We start from the raw sequence: 17,432 nt of genomic DNA, 5'->3' as shown, positions 1-17,432 counted from the left end.
GTCCGCTCAGATACTGCGTGCCAGAGCGGCGACCACGAACCGGGCGATGATGACGACGAGCATCACGATCGTCCAGCCGAAGTCGAGCGCCACCGGCCCGAGGCGGAGCGGCGGGAGGACCCGTCGCACCGCTCGGATGGGCGGATCCGTGACCGTGTAGACGAACTCGGACACCACGAGCATGCCCCCGCGCGGCCGCCAGGAACGGTTGAAGCTCTGCACGAGGTCGAGGGCGAAGCGCCCCCACATCACGAAGAAGTACAGGAGCAACGCGAGGGAGATGATCCCTAGGATCACGGACACGATGGGGCTCGCTCGTCTCGGGCGAGCGTCGTCAGACGACGCTCAGGGGCGGGTGTGCCGGGTACGGCTCAGGACTGGGCGAAGAAGTTCGCCTCGATGTCGGACTCTACCTCAGCGGGCTCACCGCTCACTGCGACGTGGGCCGGCGACAGGAGGAAGACCTTGTTCGTGACGCGCTCGATCTTGCCGAACAGGCCGAGCGACAGTCCCGAGGCGAAGTCGATCATGCGTCGGGCGTCACCCTCGGTCATCTGCGAGAGGTTGATGATGACGGGGATGCCGTCGCGGAAGCTCTCGGCGATGGACTGGGCGTCCTTGTACTCGCGCGGGTGGACGGTGAGGATCTCGTTCATTTCCTGGACCGGGGTCGCCTTCTGTGCGGTCGTGTGCGAGCGGCGGAGCGGAGTGACCTGGGCGCCGCGCTGGTGGGTGTGCGTCTTGGTGGGAGCCGGCGCCGCTGCGGGAGCTGCCGCCGGGGCTGCTGCCGCGGCGGGGGCTTCCTGCGGTTCGGCGGGCGCCGGAGCAGCCGCTGCGGCCTGGCGAGCAGGGGCTGCCTGCTGGCGCGCGGGCTCGGCCTGCTGCTCGTCCTCGTAGTCGAGTTCCTCATCGGCGAGGCCGAGGTAGACCATCGTCTTCTTCAGCGGGTTGGCCATGGTTCCTCCGGGGTTCGTGCTCGTGGTGCCCTGCAACGAGGCTAGGGTGCGGGCGGCCGGTTTCCCGTGATTGCGGTGCCGATCCGCAGGTGTGTCGCGCCCTCGAGGATCGCCTCGGCGTAGTCCCCGCTCATGCCGGCCGAGATGTCGGTCGCGCCGGGCTCGAGCGACACCACCCGTTCGGAGATCGAGCGGAGTCGGGCGAAGGCGGCTCGGGGCTCCTCGTCGAGGGGCGCGACGGCCATCACACCCCGCAGCCGGATGGTCCCGGTGGCCAGCACACGCGCCACCATCGCCTCAACGTCGTCCGGCTGCACCCCGCCACGGCCGGGGTCGTCGGTGAGGTTGACCTGCACGAAGCCGTCGATGACCGGCGGCTCCGGCTCGGCCTCGGTCGGGGCGAACGCGTCGACGACGGAGCCGCGGTCGAGCGACTGCACGACGTGGGCGTACCGCCGGGCCTGCCGGGCCTTCTTCGACTGCAGCTGCCCGACGAAGTGCCAGGTCAGGCCGAGGTCCGCCAGTTCGGCGGCCTTCGCCTGCGCCTCCTGGTGGCGGTTCTCCCCCACGTCGGTCACGCCGAGTGCGGCGAGCTCGCGCACGAGTGACGCCGGGTGGTACTTCGTGACGACGACGAGCGTGAGTTCGTCGGGCGAGCGCCCTGCGGCTCGCGCCGCGTCGGCGATGCCGCTCCGGACGGACGCGAGACGCGCCTCCGGTCCGTCGTCGGGTGACGAGGCGGACGAGAGGCGCGTGTCGGCTACCAAGGGTGGGTTACTTCAGGAAGTCGGGGACGTCGAGCTCGTCGTCGTCGTCGAACGCCGGGTCGGCGGCGCGCTGCACCGGCGGCTGGTGTTCCTGCGAGGCCCAGGAGGGGCTGGACGTGGTGGAGTCCTCGATCGCGCCGGTCGAGGCGGCGACGGGCGCCGCTGCGCTCGACTCCGGGTCGACGTAGCTCGAGCGACGTTCCTTCTGCTGCTGCGCCGGCTCGCCGCCGTCGAAGCCCGCGGCGATGACGGTCACGCGGACCTCGTCGCCCAGGGTGTCGTCGATGACCGCACCGAAGATGATGTTCGCCTCGGGGTGCACGGCTTCCTGCACCAGACGCGCGGCGTCGTTGATCTCGAAGATGCCGAGGTTCGAGCCACCCTGGATCGACAGCAGCACGCCGTGCGCACCGTCGATGGAGGCCTCGAGCAGCGGCGACGCGACGGCGAGCTCGGCCGCCTTGATCGCACGGTCGGCACCGCGCGACGAGCCGATGCCCATGAGCGCGGAACCCGCACCCTGCATGACGCTCTTGACGTCGGCGAAGTCGAGGTTGATCAGGCCCGGGGTCGTGATGAGGTCGGTGATGCCCTGCACACCGGCCAGGAGCACCTGGTCGGCCGTGGCGAAGGCCTCGACCATGGAGATGCCGCGGTCGCTGATCTCGAGCAGGCGGTCGTTCGGGACGACGATGAGCGTGTCCACCTCGTCCTTGAGGCCCGCGACGCCGTTCTCGGCCTGCGACTGGCGGCGCTTGCCCTCGAAGCTGAAGGGCTTCGTGACGACACCGATGGTCAGTGCGCCGATGGACTTCGCGATGCGCGCGACGACCGGTGCACCACCGGTGCCGGTGCCGCCGCCCTCGCCCGCGGTGACGAACACCATGTCGGCGCCGGCCAGGGCCTCTTCGATCTCCTCGGCGTGGTCCTCGGCGGCACGACGGCCGACCTCGGGGTCCGCGCCGGCACCGAGGCCGCGGGTGATCTCGCGGCCGACGTCGAGCTTGACGTCGGCGTCGCTGAGCAGCAGTGCCTGGGCGTCGGTGTTGATCGCGATGAACTCGACCCCACGGAGACCGAGCTCGATCATGCGGTTGACGGCGTTGACGCCGCCGCCGCCGACACCGACGACCTTGATGACGGCGAGGTAGTTGTGGTTCGTGGTCACGTCAGTCAGGCCTCCGGTAGAACCCTCAACCTCTACTTGAAGTTCAGGGGCAATGCTGGTAGATGTGGTGCTGGCTCCGACGCTACGGGTGCGTTCGGCGCAGTGTCGCCCCGCCACGCCGCGTGTCGCCGATCAGGTCCGGCAATTCAGTCCTTGGCGCGGATCACGCCGTTGTCCGGTGCCGAGACGTCGTACTCGACGACGACGCCTGGGTTCCGTGCCGCGTGGTCCTTGACCAGCGCGGCGAGCAGTTCGGCCTTCGCGTCCGAGTCGTCCGGGCTCCCCCACACGACGGTCGAGCCGTCCTTGAGCGTCAGGGTGACGTCGTCGGCCGTCGACCCGGCGACGCGTGTCACCTGGGACCGGACCGTCGAGGGCAGCGCCAGCACGACCTCGGTCATGGTGCGGAAGCTCGAGGACCCCAGGCGCGCACGGGCGATGTCGGCGAGCGGCATGGTCGCCGGGCGCTTCGGCGACGACTGCACGACGATGCCCGCGGGGTCGACGAGGTCGAAGGTGCTGCCGGAGCGCACCGCGACCACCGGCGTGCGCTCGGTCACCGTGACGACGAGCGTGTGCGGCGGGGCCTCTTCGGTCACGTAGCTCTCGATGAGCGGGAACCCGGCGACGTCCCGCTTGATCGCGTCGAAGTCGAGCCGGGCCAGTGGCGTGCCGATCTGGTCGGACAGCGCCTGGCGCAGCGCGGACTCGTCGACGCGGTTGGTGCCCTTGACCTCGATGGTGCGGAGCGCCATCAGCGGGGAGAACACCGCGACGAGGATCGAGACCCCGAGCACCAGGACGACGCTCGCCGCCGTGATCCACGCGGCGCGGCGGTGCCGGCTGCGCCGGGTGAACCGGCGGACCTCGGCACGCTCGAGCAGGCGGCGGCGCCGCTTCGCGATGCGCGCCTCGCGGGCGGTCTCGGCAGCGCGCACCCGCGCCCCGATGGGCGCCTCGGTGTGCTGGTCGGTCCGGGAGGCACCGGTCGCGTCGAGCACGTCGGTCACGGTCGCGTCGTGGTCGGCTCCACCGCTCGAGGCCGCTCGGCGTTCCGCGTCGCGGCGGTCGGCCTCCTCGTCCCGGTGGTCCTCGTTCGGGGTGTACTCGCGCAGGCGGTCGGCGACGGTGGAGAGCCCGGCGCCGAACCGGCGTCCGGCCGCACCGGCGAACGCGCCGACGCGGTCGCGGTGCGGACCCGACGTGTCGGCGGCGGGCCGGTCCGCGGGGGTGGGCTCGGCGGTGTCGTCTACCGTCTCGTCGACCGGGGCGTCCGGGGCGGACGTGGGACGGGCCTCCCGGTCGTCGGCGACGCGTCCGCGGAACGGCAGCCGCGGCTTCGAGGGACCACGACGCTGCCGGGGCGCTTCCGCGGCCTCGGCCGGGGCGTCCCTGCGGGCGTCCCCCTCGTCGAACCCCTCGGGGCGCTTCACCGGGACGACGCTCCGTCGGTGCCCAGGGCGCCGAGCACCTGCGGGATGATCCGGTACACGTCGCCGCAGCTGAGCGTCATGATGATGTCGCCGTCTCGGGCGACCGCGGCCGCGCGGGCCGCCGCTTCGTCCCAGTCGGGCAGGAACTCGACGCGCGACTGGTCGGCGAAGCGCTCCTGCACCAGGGCACCGGTCACGCCGGGCTCCGGGTCCTCGCGGGCGCCGTAGACGTCGAGCACGACCGTGTGGTCGGCGAGCTCCTCGTACACCTTGGCGAAGTCGCCGGCCATCAGGCGGGTGCGCGAGTACAGGTGCGGCTGGTGGATCGCGATGATGCGACCGTCGCCGACGACGTTGCGGGCGGCCTTGAGCGCCGCGGCGACCTCGGTCGGGTGGTGCGCGTAGTCGTCGTAGACCGAGACGCCGCGCTCGACACCGTGCAGCTCGAAGCGGCGCTGGGTGCCACCGAACGCCTCGAGCCCGCGGACCGCGTCGGCCGGGGCGACGCCGAGGCCGGTCAGGACCGCGAAGGCGCCGACGGCGTTGATCGCGTTGTGGCGGCCGGGCACGCGGAGGGTCAGGTGGTACGCCTCGCCACCGGCGCGGAAGTCGACCTCGACACCAGCCGACTCGGTGATGCCCTCGATGCGGACGTCCGCGTCGACGGCCTCGCCGAAGGTGACGATCTCCGGGGCGTCCGGGCGCTGGCGGATGCCGGCGGTGACCGTCTTCGCACCGACGTCGTCGCTTGAGATGACGACGCGCTCGCTCGCCTTCGCGGCGAACTCGACGAAGGCCTCGGTGAAGGCCTCCTCGCTGCCGTAGTGGTCCAGGTGGTCGGCGTCGACGTTGGTGATCAGGGCCACGGCGACGTCGTAGAGCAGGAACGAGCCGTCGGACTCGTCGGCCTCGACCACGAACAGGTCGCTGGACCCCGGGCCCGAGCTGGTGCCGAGGGACTGGATGACGCCGCCGTTGACGAAGCTCGGGTCGAGGCCGAGCTCGACCATCGCGGTGACGATCATGCCGGTCGAGGTGGTCTTGCCGTGCGCACCGGCGACCGCGACCAGGCGGTGCTCGGCGATCAGGGCGGCGAGGGCCTGCGAGCGGTGCAGCACCGGCAGACCGCGGCGCTGCGCCTCGAGGAGCTCCGGGTTGTCGGGCCAGAGGGCGCTCGTGACGACGATGGTGTCGGCCTCGCCGACGTTCGCCGCGTCGTGACCGATGTGCACGGTCGCGCCGAGGTCGCGCATCGTGCCGGTCGTCTCCGTCTCGCGGGAGTCGCTGCCCGTCACGCGGTGCCCGGCGGCGAGGAACATCCGGGCTATCCCGCTCATGCCCGCTCCGCCGATGCCGACGAAGTGCACCGTGCCCAGGTCGTCCGGGATCGGCTGGGTCAGGTCCGGCTTGATGGTCATCGTTCCTCCGTGGTGCTGGGGGCCTGCTTCGCGGCGTCGAGGACCAGGTCGGTCATCCGGTCGGCGCCGTCGCGGTGGCCGACGCTGCCCGCCCGGACGGTCATGTCCGCGATGCGGGAGCGGTCCTGCAGGATGCTCAGCAGCTGGAACGTCACCCAGTCCTGGTCGAATTCCCCGTCGGCCACCAGGACGGCTCCCCCGGCGTCGACGACGTCCTTCGCGTTGTGGCGCTGCTCACCGTTGCCCACCGGGTACGGCACGAGCACGCTCGGCAGCCCGACGGCGGTCAGCTCGCACACCATGCCGGCACCGGAGCGCGACACGACGAAGTCGCTCGCCGCGTACGCCAGGTCCATCCGGTCGCAGTAGGGCAGCACGTGGTAGCCGTCGAGGTCGCTCGGGCCGATGTCCGACGCGGCGCCCACGACGTGCAGGACCTGCCAGCCGGCTCCGACGATCGCGGCGGCGGACTTGTTGATCGTCCGGTTGATGCTCCGCGCACCCGAGGAGCCACCGGTCACGAGCAGCACGGGCCGGTCCGGGTCGAGCCCGAACTCGGCGAGCCCCTCGGCCCGGACGGCACGGCGGTCGAGCGACTCGATCTCGCGACGGAGCGGCATGCCGACGACGCGGCCGTGACGCAGGCGGGTGTTCGAGAAGGTGAGGCCGACATGCTCGGTGAGGAAGGCGGCGAGGCGGTTCGCCAGCCCGGGCTTGGCGTTCTGCTCGTGCACGACGATCGGGGTGCCGGTGCGGCGGGCGGCGATGTACGCCGGAGCGGCCGCGTAGCCACCGACCCCGAGGACCACCTCGATCTCGTGGTCGCGGATGATCTGCTCGGTCCGCTTGACCGCCGCCGCGAAGCGCTGCGGGAAGCGCAGGGCGGCACCGTTCAGCTTCCGCGGGAACGGTAGGCGCGGGATCGTCAGCAGCTCGTAGCCGCGCATCGGCACGAGACGGGACTCCAGGCCCTCGGCGGTGCCCAGCACGAGCACCTCGGCGCCGGGCTCCCGCTCGGTCAGCCGGTCGGCGACCGCGAGCAGGGGGTTGACGTGGCCGGCGGTGCCGCCGCCGGCGAAGAGGTACTTGCTCACCGCAGTGATCCGTTCGTGGAGGTCCGGCCGAGTGGGGCGTTCGTCAGGCCGGGGTCGTTCTTGCCGGGCAGGTCACGGGCGAAGGAGAGCACGACGCCGATCGCGACCAGGGTCATGATGAGGGCCGATCCACCGGCTGAGATGAGTGGCAGGGGCACACCCAGGACGGGCAGCAGGCCGAGCACGACGGCGATGTTGATGAGCGCCTGGCCGATGATCCACGCGAGGATGCCACCGGTGACCGTCTTCACGAAGGGGTCGCGGGACTGCCGGATGATCTTGATCATGCCGACGGCGAGCACCACGAACAGGCTGAGCACCACGACGGCGCCGATCAGGCCGAGCTCCTCGCCGATGATCGCGAAGATGTAGTCGTTGTCCGCCTCGGGCAGCCACGACCACTTCGCCTTCGAGTTGCCGAGGCCGACGCCGAACACGCCGCCGGACGCGAGCGCCCACATGCCGTGCACGGGCTGCCAGCAGATGTCCTGGTACTGGCTGGTGTCGGTGCACCCGGACAGCCAGGCGCTGATGCGGGTGGAACGCGAGGCCGAGGCCATCGTCACGAAGGGCAGCATCACGGCGAACGCGCCGAGGCCGACGAGCAGGTGCCGGGCGCGGACACCGCCGATGTACAGCGCGCCGAACACCAGGATGAGCATGACCATCGCGGTGCCCTGGTCACCACCGAGGACGACGAGCCCGAGCGAGAGCATCGAGGCGATCCCGATCGGGATGAACACCTCTTTCCAGTCGTCGAGCTTGTCCCGCTTGACGTAGATGATGGCGCCGATGCCGAGCACCAGCCCGAGCTTCACGACCTCGGACGGCTGCGCGGTGAACGACCCGAGCTCGATCCAGTTCCGGTTGCCCTGGATGTCGATGCCGAGCGGGGTGAACACGAGCAGCTGCAGGACGAGCGCCGCACCGAGCAGCCGCATCGCCCACTTCCGCCAGATCCGGGTCGGGACCCGGCTGGCGATGAGCATGAGCGGCACGCCGAGCACGGCGTACAGGCCCTGGCGGGACGCCGCCCCGAAGAAGTCGTGGGTCGCCGCGTACTCCTCGACGCTCGACGAGGACAGCACCATCACGACGCCGAAGACGACGAGGAACAGCGTGACGCCGAGGATCGTGTAGAAGGTGCTGGACTCCGCGACGAAGACGTTCTTGACGGCGACGATCGCGCCGTTCGTCCGTCGTGGGGTCGTCGCGGTCCGGCCGTTACGGCTGTTCGGAAGATCCGTCGGTGTCGTCGCCATCGACTTCTCCTCCCAGGTGCTCGTTGACCGCGGCCGCGAAACGCTGCCCCCGGTCGGCGTAGGAGCCGAACTGGTCGAACGACGCCGCCGCCGGGGCGAGGAGGACGGTGTCGCCCGGCCTCGCGACCGATGCGGCATGCCGGACCGCCTCGCGCATGACCTGATCAGTGTCCGTCGTCTCCACCTGGAGCACCGGGACCGTGGACGCGTGTCGCGCGAATGCCTCGAGGACCGGGGTCCGGTCGGTGCCGATCACCACGACGGCGCGGACGCCGGGGCCGAAGCGCTCGACCAGCCCGTCGACGTCGACGCCCTTGAACAGACCGCCGACGATCCACACGACGGTGTCGAACGACGCGAGCGACGCGGTGGCGGCGTGCGGGTTCGTGGCCTTGGAGTCGTCGACCCAGGTGATGCCGTCCGCCTGGGCGACGAGCTCGGTGCGGTGGTGGTCGGCGCGGAACGCCCGGACGGCCGACTGGATGGCGCTCGGCTGGACGGTGCCCGCACGGGCCAGGGCGGCGGCGGCCAGGACGTTCATGGTCATGTGCGGGCTTGCGAGCCCGGCTGCCTCGAGGTCGGCGATGGTCGACAGCTCGAGCGCGCTGTTGCGGCGGTCCTCGTTGAAGGCCCGGTCGCACAGGACGTCCTCGACGATGCCGACGTCACCGGGAGCGGGGACACCGGGGGTGAAGCCGACCGCACGGCAGCCCTCCACCACGTCGGCCTCCTGCACCATCTGCCGGGTGGCTTCGTCCGAGGTGTTGTAGACGCACGCCATCACGGTGCGCTCGTAGACCTTGGCCTTCGCCGCGCGGTACGCCTCGGCGGAGCCGTGCCACTCCAGGTGGTCGTCGGCGATGTTCAGGCAGGCGCTCGCGAGCGGCACCACGGCGCCGTCACCGGACGTCGCCGCGTAGTGCAGCTGGTGGCTCGAGAGCTCGACGACGAGCACGTCGTAGCCGACCGGGTCGCGGACGACGTCGAGCACCGGCACGCCGATGTTCCCGCACGCGACGGCACGCAGGCCGCCGGCCTCGTACATCGCGGTCGTGAGCTGTGTCGTCGTGGTCTTGCCGTTCGTGCCCGTGATCGTGATCCAGGGGGCCGCGACCGGGCCGCGGACGACCTTGTCGCGCACGCGCCAGGCGAGCTCGATGTCGCCCCAGACGGTGCTGTTCGTCACCGACCACTGCACGGTGGCGTTGTGCGGGGGCAGCCCCGGCGACACGATGACGACGTCGGGCGCCTGCTGCACGAGGGCGTCCGGCACGGTGTCGAGCGGGGTCTGCAGGAACCGGGCACCGATCACGTCGAGCAGCTCGACGCTGTCGGCGGGGGCGTCGGACGAGTAGACCGTCACCTCGCTGCCGAGTTCCACGAGCGTGTCGGCGACCGAGAACCCGGTGGCACCGAGGCCGAGGACGGCGACGTTCAGCCCCTTCCACCCCTCGGAGTACCAGCTGTCGAGGGACTGGAGGCGGGACGGCGAGGACACCGGGTCAACCAACGCGTGCGATCCATTCGAGGTAGAAGAGTCCGACCCCCGCCGCGACGAAGAGCCCGGCGATGATCCAGAAGCGGACGACGACGGTCACCTCGGCCCACCCCTTCAGTTCGAAGTGGTGGTGCAGCGGACTCATCAGGAAGATGCGCTTGCCGTGGGTGATCTTGAAGTAGGCCCGCTGCAGGATGACGGAGCCGGTGACGATGAAGAACAGGCCACCGATGAGGATGAGCAGCAGCTCGGTACGGCTGAGGATCGCGAGGCCGGCCAGGGCACCGCCGAGGCCGAGCGACCCGGTGTCACCGAGGAAGATCTGCGCCGGCGAGGTGTTGTACCAGAGGAACCCGATGAGCCCGCCGCAGACCGCGGCCGCGACCACGGCGAGGTCGAGCGGGTTCGAGACGGTGTAGCAGGCGTGGGCGGTGTTCGAGTCGAGGCGTGCCCCGCCGCAGATCTGGTTCGACTGCCAGAAGCCGATGATGACGTACGAGCCGATCGCCAGGATGCTCGACCCGGTGGCCAGCCCGTCGAGCCCGTCGGCCACGTTCACGCCGTTCGACGTGGACACCGTCAGCAGGACGATCCAGGCCAGGAACAGCACGGTGCCGATGACGGTGCCGAGCGCCATGAAGTCGAGCCACGGCACGTCGCGGATCGCCGAGATCATCGTGGACGCCGGCGGCTTGCCGTTCGACGTCGGCACGACCAGGGCGATCGTGGCGAAGATGACGCCGACGATGACCTGGCCGAGGATCTTGGCCCAGCCGCCGAGCCCGAGGCTCCGCTGACGGCGCACCTTGAGGAAGTCGTCGATGAAGCCGACGAACCCGAGCCCGACCATCAGGAACAGCACGAGCAGGCCGGACAGCGTGATCGAGTCGCCTCCGATCAGGTGCCCGACGAAGTACCCGATCACCGCACCGATGATCAGGACGATGCCGCCCATGGTGGCGGTCCCGCGCTTGGTGTGGTGGGACTGCGGACCGTCGTCACGGATGAACTGCCCCCACCCGAGACGGTGGAAGAGCTTGATGAAGGACGGGGTGAGCAGCAACGTGAACACCAGCGACGTGGCGCCGGCGATGAGGAGCGCGATCATTCGGTGACACCTCCGAGGCGGTCGCCGAGGAATCGCAGTTCGGCAGACTTCGAGGACTTGACGAGGACGACGTCGCCGGGGCGGAGCATCTCCTGCATGGCACGGACGGCGTCGTCGACGTCCTCGATGTACACGGACTCGCCGTCCCACGATCCCTCGAGGGTGGCGGCCTGGTGGATGGGCATCGCGCCGCGGCCGACGACCACGAGCTGTCCGATGCCGAGGCGGACGACGAGCCGACCGATGCGGTCGTGCTCCTCGACGGAGTACTCACCGAGCTCGGCCATCTCACCGAGCACGGCGACGGTCCGCTCCCCCGGGCGCACGATCTGCGCCAGGGTCCGCAGCGCCGCCGCGGTGGAGTCGGGCGACGCGTTGTACGCGTCGTTGATCACGGTGACGCCCTCGGGGCCGCCCTGGAGCAGCTCCATGCGCCAGCGCTCGGCGCGCGTCATCGACGCGAGCGCCGCGGCGCCGTCGGCGAGCAGGACGCCCCACAGGTGGGCCACGGTGAGCGCGGCGGACGCGTTCATGGCGTGGTGCTCACCCAGGATCGCGAGGCGCACGTCGACGTGATCCGGGCCTCCAGACGGGGTCGCGTCCGTCGGACGGTCGCCTTCGTGGCGGACTGGGCCCACGCCGCCGGTTCCGGACTGACGCGCCAGCGGCAGGTCGGCCGTGCCGGTGGGGAGAGGCGCGGTGAGGGTGAAGCGGGTGCCGCTGCGGTCCGTCTCGATGCCGGTGATGCGGTAGTCGGCCTCGGCCGACGTGCCGAAGCCCACCACCCGCGCGGCCGTCAGGTCGCGCATCGACGCGACGCGGTCGTCGTCGACGTTGAGCAGGGCCGTCGCGGTCTCGGGCAGGTCGGTGACCATCTCGGACTTCGCGCGCTGTGTCGCCTCGATGCCGCCGAACTCGCCGGCGTGCGCGAGGCCCACCTTGAGGACGACACCGAGGTCGGGCTCGGCGATCGAGACGAGCTTGGCGATGTGGCCGACGCCGCTCGCGCCCATCTCGACCACCAGGTACCGGGTGTCGTAGGTGACGCGGAGCATCGAGATCGGTGCGCCGACGTGGTTGTTGAACGAGCCCTCGGGCGCGACGGTCGCGCCGTGCTGCTCGAGGATCGTGCGGAGCATGTTCTTCGTGCTCGTCTTGCCGTTCGAGCCGGTGATGCCGACGACCCGCAGGGGCGCCGGGCGACCGTCGGCGTCGACGCGGTCCGCGGTGCTCATCCGGACGCGCGTGACGACCTCGTGTGCGAGCGCGGCGAGGGCCTCGTACCCGTCGGTGACGACGATCTGCGGCGCGGTGGTGTCCACACGCTCGGGCGTGATCACCAGGGCGGCACCGGCGTCGACCGCTGCGGGCACGAAGCGTCGACCGTCGGTGACCTCACCGGGCAGGGCGAAGAAGACGCTGCCGGGTCGGACCAGGCGGGAGTCGGTCTCGACCGAGCCCTCGACGACCAGGTCGCCGGGCTCGGCGACGTCGGTCGCCTGCGCGCCGCCGATCAGCTCGCCGCCGACCGCGGTGGCGATCTCGGCGAGGGTCATGGCGATCATCGGACGTCCTCCGCCGGACCGGAGTTCGGCTCCCAGCCGGCCTCGCGCAGGGCCACACGGGCCTCGTCGCGGGCGGAGTACGGCGTGCGGACGCCCTGGATGTCGCGGTAGTCCTGGTGGCCCGGGCCGGCCCAGAGGATCGAGTCCCCCTCGCCGACCAGGCTCACGGCCGTGCGGATGGCGGCCTCGGGCGGGCTGACCTCGTGGATCTCGTGGTCGGGGTACGCCGCACGTGCGGCGTCGACCAGGGTCTTCCGGATCGACGCGGCGTCCTCGAAGCGGGGGTGGTGGTCGGTGACGACGAGGATGTCGCTGCCGGCCGCGGCCACGCGGGCCATGTCGCCGCGCTTCGTGGTGTCGCGGTCGCCGTCCGCACCGAACAGCATGAGGACCTTGCCGGAGGTGAACTGCCGGACCGCGGCGAGGGTGTTCTCGAACGCGTCGGCGCTGTGGCCGAAGTCGACGTAGACGCTCGGGCCGTGCTCACCGGAGACGCGCTCGGTGCGGCCGGGCAGGTAGCACTCGATGGCGGAGACGCGGTGGGTCTCGCCGTCACGCTCGCTCGCGGCGTCCTCGTCGGGGTAGCGGCGGTGGTTGCTCTCCAGCGCGTGTGCGATGGCACCGAGCTCGAACCCGCCCTCGACGAGCATGACGATCGCGAGTGCCGCGTTCGCCGCCATGTGCCAGCCGATCAGCGGCACACGGGTGGTCAGTTCGCGGCCCTCGGGGCCGGTCAGACGGAACTCGGTGTAGGCGGCGTGGGCCTCGACGATGTCGACGTGCCACTCGGCCTCGACGTCGGGGTGCACGGTGATCGTGGTGACCGGGATGCGGGAGTCCTGCACCACGCGGTGGCCCCAGTCGGTGTCCAGCGAGACGACGCCGCGACGGGCGTGCTCGGGCTGGAACAGCGGGAGCTTCGCCTGGTAGTACTCCTCCATGTCGGCGTAGTCGTCGAGGTGGTCGTGCGACAGGTTCGTGAATGCCGCGACGTCGAAGACGATGCCGTCGACGCGGTGCCGGCTGAGGGCCTGGGCGCTGACCTCGACGGCGACCGCGCGGACCTCGCTCTCGCGCATGCGGGCGAGGAGCGCGTGCATCTCGCTGGCCTCGGGCGTGGTCAGGCGGCTCGTCACGCTGAGCGAACCGATGTGGCGCTCGGCGGTCGAGCTCAGGCCGGTGACCAGGCCGAGCTGCTTGAGGATGCCCTCGAGGATGTAGGACGTGCTCGTCTTGCCGTTCGTGCCGGTGACGGCGAACAGCTGCGGCAGGTCGGTGGCCTCGTCGGGGTGCGTGCGGTAGACCCACGCCGCGACGTCGCCGAGGGCGGCGCGGGGGTCGTCGACGACGAGCACCGGCAGCCCGGACGGCTCGACCAGTGCGACGCCGTCCTGGTCGGTCAGGACGGCGACGGCGCCGCGCTCGGCGGCCTCCGTCGCGAACTGTGCGCCGTGCCGGTTCGCACCGTGCACGCCGACGAACAGGTCACCCGGCTGCACCTCGGTGGCGCTCAGGGTGACACCGGTGGTCTCGATGCTGTCGACCGAGCCGACGACTCGCAGACCGAACGCGTTGGCGAGTTCGGAGACGGCCCTCGGGGTCGGGTGTTCGGGTCGGAGGACCGGGGGGATCCGTGCGGACAAGTGTTCCTTCTTCCTCACCACGTGGACGGGTAGAGCTTCGCCTCGGACGCGGAGGGGGCTACTCGGTACTTCTCGAGCACCTGGGACATGAGTGTGCGGAACGCCGGAGCCGCTCCGCTGGACCACTTGTTGGTCTGCGGCTTCGTGAACGTCACCGTGACAACATACTGGGGGTCTTCGGCGGGTGCCATTCCGGCCACCGACGTGATGCGCTGACCGCCGTAACCCTGCGACCCCTCGGCCACCTCGGCGGTCCCCGTCTTCGCGGCGATGTTGTAGCCGGAGATCGGCTTCATGCCCACCAGCGTGCCGCCCGTGACGACGCTCTGCAGCATGCCGGTGACCTGCGTGGCGGCGGCTGCGGAGACGACCCGCTGCTTCTGCACGTCGGGCGCGTCGATCGTCTTGCCGTCGGCCGTGGTGCAGCCCTTGACGAAGTGCAGCGGGATCCGGACACCGTCGTTCGCGATCGTCTGGAACACGCTCGCGACCTGCACGGCAGTCGTCGAGATGCCCTGACCGAACATCGAGTTGATGTTCGTCTGCTGGTCCCAGTTCGGGCTCGTGCCGTAGTCCATCGAAGGCTGGCCCGGGTAGTCGATGGCCGTCTCCGGCTCGAACAGCCCGAACTTCTTCATGTAGTCGAAGCGCTGCTGTGCGGTCAGCCGTGCACCGAGCTCGGTGATGCCGACGTTCGACGAGTTCTGCAGGATGCCGGTCAGCGTGAGGTTCTCGGTGGGGTGGAACTCCGAGTCGTGGATCGTGCCGCCCCAGGGGAACGTGCGCGAGTACGGCACGACCGCCTGGTCGGTGGGGTTCGACTTGCCCTGGTCGAGCAGCGCGGCGGCGATGGCGGCCTTGATCGTGGAGCCCGGCTCGTACGACGCCGTCAGGGCACGGGAACCGAAGGCGCCCTTGTCGGTCGTGGCGTCGACGTCGTTCGGGTCCACCGTCGGGTAGTCGGCGACCGCGAGCAGCTCACCCGTCTTGACGCTCGTGACCGTCGCCGTCGCAGACTCCGCCTGCAGGGTCTTGGCGGCGGACGCGATGGTCTGCTGTGCCATGTACTGCAGGTCGCTGTCGATCGTGGTCTCGAGCGTGCCGCCGTCCTTGGCCTTCTTCGTGGTCACGGTGCTGCCCGGGAGCTGCACACCGTCCTCGCCGCGCTCGTAGGTCTCGGACCCGTTCGTGCCCGCCAGGCACTGGTTGTAGGAGTACTCCAGGCCGGCCTGGGCACCGTCGGTGCCCATGAAGCCGGTGAGGTTGCCCGTGGTCGCGCCCGTCGGGTACACCCGCGCCGCCTGTGGCTCCGGGTACAGCCAGGGGATGCCGAGTGCCCGCACGGCCTCGTAGTGCTGCACGTCGAGGCCCTTGACCAGGTACGCGAAGTCGGACTTCGGGTTCGCGGCGATGTTCTTCCGCATGGTCGCGACGTCGCCCCCGGAGGCCTTCGCCAATGCGCTGAGGGCGGTGCCGACGCTGACGTCCTTGATGCGTGTGCCGCCGAGCTTGCCCTTGAACTGCTTGACCAGGCGCGGCGAGGTCGTGATGTTGTACCGGGTCACGCTGTCGGCGAGTTCGGTGCCGTTGCGGTCCACGATCGACCCGCGGGTGCCGTAGATCGTCACGGGGATGCTGCGCTTCTGCGCCGACGCCTTGTTCAGCTCGGACGCTTGGACGACCTGGATGTCGACGAGCCGCACCACGAACACCCCGACGAGGGCGATCACGGCGAGCATCACGATGCTGTAGCGCAGGCGTCGGTTGCGGATCGTCTTCGTCACGCGGTGCGGTCCTTCCCGGGCGGTGCTGAGGCTGCGGCGGACCCGCCGGTCACCGGGTGGAGGGCGCCTGGAGCGGGTTCGCGTCGGACTCTACGGACGACTTCGCCGTCCCCTGGTCCGACGCGCTGGCGCCGCTCGTCTTCTCAGACGTGGCGGTGCTGTCGGTGGTTCCCGTGGCGCCCGACGAGTCCTTCGTGCTCGACGTGCTCGACGTGTCCGTCGTGCCCGTCGTGCCCGTCGTGCCCGTCTCCTTGCTGGTGGAGGTGTCCCCCGGCTTCGTGGCCAGCGGGACGTCGTTCAGCAGCGAGTTCGGCACCTGGTTCTCGGTGGACGCCGTGGCCTCGTCGGGCTTCGCCGGCGTCGGCGTGCCGTACACCCGACCGGTCTTCGGGTCGAGGTACACGGGCGTCGAGTTGGCGATCATGCCGAGCGACTGCGCGTTGCGGGCCAGGTTCTGCGGCGAGTCGAGGACCCGGAGCTGCTCGGACAGCGACTGCTGCGTGCGGGCCAGGTTCGTCTGCTCGGCCGACAGCGAGTTGAGCGTGTAGGCGCCCTGGCTGAGCACCATGCTGATGCCGAGCTGGGCCAGCAGCAGGATGCCGAGCGCGGCGACGGCCACCACGGCGTACCCGATGCGGGGGCGAGCCCGGCGCTGGGCCGCGGTCGGGGTGACCTCGACCAGCTCGGGGCGGTGCTGACGGTCGGGGCGCGGGGCCCGCGACGGGACGACCGCAGGGTCGACGAGTGCGAGGTTCGTGCTCATGTCAGTTCCGGATCCGCTCGGCCGCGCGCAGGCGCACGGGGGTTGCTCGGGGGTTGGCGGCGCGTTCGGCCTCGTCGGCCAGCTCGGCGCCCTTGACGATCAGGGAGAAGGTCGGGGCGTGCTCGGGCAGCTCCACCGGCAGGCCGGCGGGGGCGCTCGACTTCGTGCGCTCCACCAGGGCCCGCTTGACGATGCGGTCCTCGAGGGACTGGTACGACTCGACGACGATCCGGCCGCCGACCGCGATGGCGTCGAGCGCCGCCGGGACCGCCCGCTCGAGCACGCTCAGTTCGGCGTTGACCTCGATGCGGAGCGCCTGGAAGACGCGCTTGGCCGGGTGCCCCTGGCGCTGGATGGCGACCGGGGTCGCGTCGTGCAGCACCTGGACCAGGTCGCCGGACATCTCGAACGGCTTCGTCGCCCGCCGCTCGACGATCGCTCGGGCGTACCGGCCGGCGAGCTTCTCCTCGCCGTAGCGCTGGAAGATGCGGCGGAGTTCGCCCTCGTCGTAGGTGGCCAGGACGTCGGCGGCGGTCTGCCCCTCGGTCCGGTCCATGCGCATGTCGAGCGGGGCGTCCTGGCTGTACGCGAACCCGCGCTCGGCCCGGTCGAGCTGCAGCGAGCTCACGCCGAGGTCGAACAGCACGCCGTCGACCTTCGTGAAGCCCTCGCCCTCGATCGCGTCGACGATGCCGTCGTACACGGTGTGCACGAGGCGGACGCGGTCGCCGAAGCGGGCCAGGCGCTCCCCCGCGATGCCGAGTGCGTCGGTGTCGCGGTCGAGTCCGATGAGCGTGAGCTCCGGGAACCGCTCGAGCAGGCCCTCGGAGTGGCCGCCCATGCCGAGCGTGGCGTCGACGACGACCTTGCCCGGGCCCTCGAGCGTCGGCGTGAAGAGGTCGACGATGCGCTGGAGCATCACCGGCGTGTGCGGGAAGCGTGGCGTCTCGTTGTCGTTGTCGGCCATGTGCAG

15 protein-coding genes are annotated in these 17,432 nt (G+C 70.8%); all 15 read right to left on the bottom strand.

Translation table 11 applies throughout. The annotated features are described in order from the left end of the window. Positions 1-6: 6 nt before the first annotated feature. Positions 7-303 carry a YggT family protein gene (locus DEJ02_RS12655; RefSeq protein WP_111033319.1) on the bottom strand — a complete coding sequence of 99 codons (297 nt, stop codon included), beginning with the start codon at positions 301-303 and terminating at the stop codon, positions 7-9. Between the two features lie 68 nt (positions 304-371). Next, positions 372-956, bottom strand: coding sequence for a cell division protein SepF (locus DEJ02_RS12650; RefSeq protein WP_071405422.1), 585 nt, complete (start codon positions 954-956; stop codon positions 372-374). A gap of 41 nt (positions 957-997) precedes the next feature. Further along, complete coding sequence (locus tag DEJ02_RS12645) at positions 998-1,723, bottom strand: YggS family pyridoxal phosphate-dependent enzyme (RefSeq protein ID WP_111033318.1); 726 nt, start codon at positions 1,721-1,723, stop codon at positions 998-1,000. A gap of 7 nt (positions 1,724-1,730) precedes the next feature. Next, positions 1,731-2,891 (bottom strand): cell division protein FtsZ, encoded by a 1,161-nt coding sequence (ftsZ, locus tag DEJ02_RS12640; RefSeq protein ID WP_027465251.1) that lies wholly within the window; start codon positions 2,889-2,891, stop codon positions 1,731-1,733. A gap of 146 nt (positions 2,892-3,037) precedes the next feature. Next, entirely contained in the window at positions 3,038-4,324 is a 1,287-nt protein-coding gene (locus tag DEJ02_RS12635) for an FtsQ-type POTRA domain-containing protein (RefSeq protein WP_111033317.1), read from the bottom strand. Then, the gene (gene murC / locus DEJ02_RS12630) at positions 4,321-5,742 is read right to left on the bottom strand and encodes a UDP-N-acetylmuramate--L-alanine ligase (protein WP_111033316.1); all 1,422 of its coding nucleotides are present in this window, start codon (positions 5,740-5,742) and stop codon (positions 4,321-4,323) included. The genes DEJ02_RS12635 and murC overlap by 4 nt, the downstream gene beginning before the upstream one ends. Then, entirely contained in the window at positions 5,739-6,836 is a 1,098-nt protein-coding gene (murG, locus tag DEJ02_RS12625) for an undecaprenyldiphospho-muramoylpentapeptide beta-N-acetylglucosaminyltransferase (protein ID WP_071405419.1), read from the bottom strand. Before murG ends, murC begins: the two co-directional genes overlap by 4 nt. Continuing rightward, complete coding sequence (gene ftsW / locus DEJ02_RS12620; protein WP_110864618.1) at positions 6,833-8,098, bottom strand: putative lipid II flippase FtsW; 1,266 nt, start codon at positions 8,096-8,098, stop codon at positions 6,833-6,835. Before ftsW ends, murG begins: the two co-directional genes overlap by 4 nt. Continuing rightward, positions 8,061-9,596: a UDP-N-acetylmuramoyl-L-alanine--D-glutamate ligase gene (murD, locus tag DEJ02_RS12615; protein ID WP_111023104.1), complete on the bottom strand. Its 1,536-nt coding sequence runs from the start codon at positions 9,594-9,596 to the stop codon at positions 8,061-8,063. The genes ftsW and murD overlap by 38 nt, the downstream gene beginning before the upstream one ends. Positions 9,597-9,600: 4 nt before the next feature. Further along, positions 9,601-10,704: a phospho-N-acetylmuramoyl-pentapeptide-transferase gene (gene mraY / locus DEJ02_RS12610; RefSeq protein WP_071405416.1), complete on the bottom strand. Its 1,104-nt coding sequence runs from the start codon at positions 10,702-10,704 to the stop codon at positions 9,601-9,603. Further along, a complete protein-coding gene (gene murF, locus DEJ02_RS12605) occupies positions 10,701-12,269 on the bottom strand; it encodes a UDP-N-acetylmuramoyl-tripeptide--D-alanyl-D-alanine ligase (protein WP_111033315.1) in 1,569 nt (522 codons plus the stop codon). The genes mraY and murF overlap by 4 nt, the downstream gene beginning before the upstream one ends. Then, positions 12,266-13,912, bottom strand: coding sequence for a Mur ligase family protein (locus DEJ02_RS12600; RefSeq protein ID WP_111033314.1), 1,647 nt, complete (start codon positions 13,910-13,912; stop codon positions 12,266-12,268). The genes murF and DEJ02_RS12600 overlap by 4 nt, the downstream gene beginning before the upstream one ends. A 14-nt stretch (positions 13,913-13,926) precedes the next feature. After that, positions 13,927-15,696 (bottom strand): penicillin-binding protein 2, encoded by a 1,770-nt coding sequence (locus DEJ02_RS12595; protein WP_111023101.1) that lies wholly within the window; start codon positions 15,694-15,696, stop codon positions 13,927-13,929. A gap of 49 nt (positions 15,697-15,745) precedes the next feature. After that, complete coding sequence (locus DEJ02_RS12590) at positions 15,746-16,459, bottom strand: hypothetical protein (RefSeq protein ID WP_111033313.1); 714 nt, start codon at positions 16,457-16,459, stop codon at positions 15,746-15,748. Between the two features lies 1 nt (position 16,460). Next, positions 16,461-17,426, bottom strand: a complete 966-nt coding sequence (rsmH, locus tag DEJ02_RS12585; RefSeq protein WP_111033312.1) for a 16S rRNA (cytosine(1402)-N(4))-methyltransferase RsmH — start codon at positions 17,424-17,426, stop codon at positions 16,461-16,463. Positions 17,427-17,432: the final 6 nt, after the last annotated feature.

This window comes from Curtobacterium sp. MCLR17_042, assembly GCF_003234695.1.
In the GTDB taxonomy this organism is placed as follows: Bacteria; Actinomycetota; Actinomycetes; order Actinomycetales; family Microbacteriaceae; genus Curtobacterium; species Curtobacterium flaccumfaciens.
The sequence above is the reverse complement of the archived record's forward strand: the minus strand, read 5'-3'. Positions and strand labels throughout refer to the sequence as shown.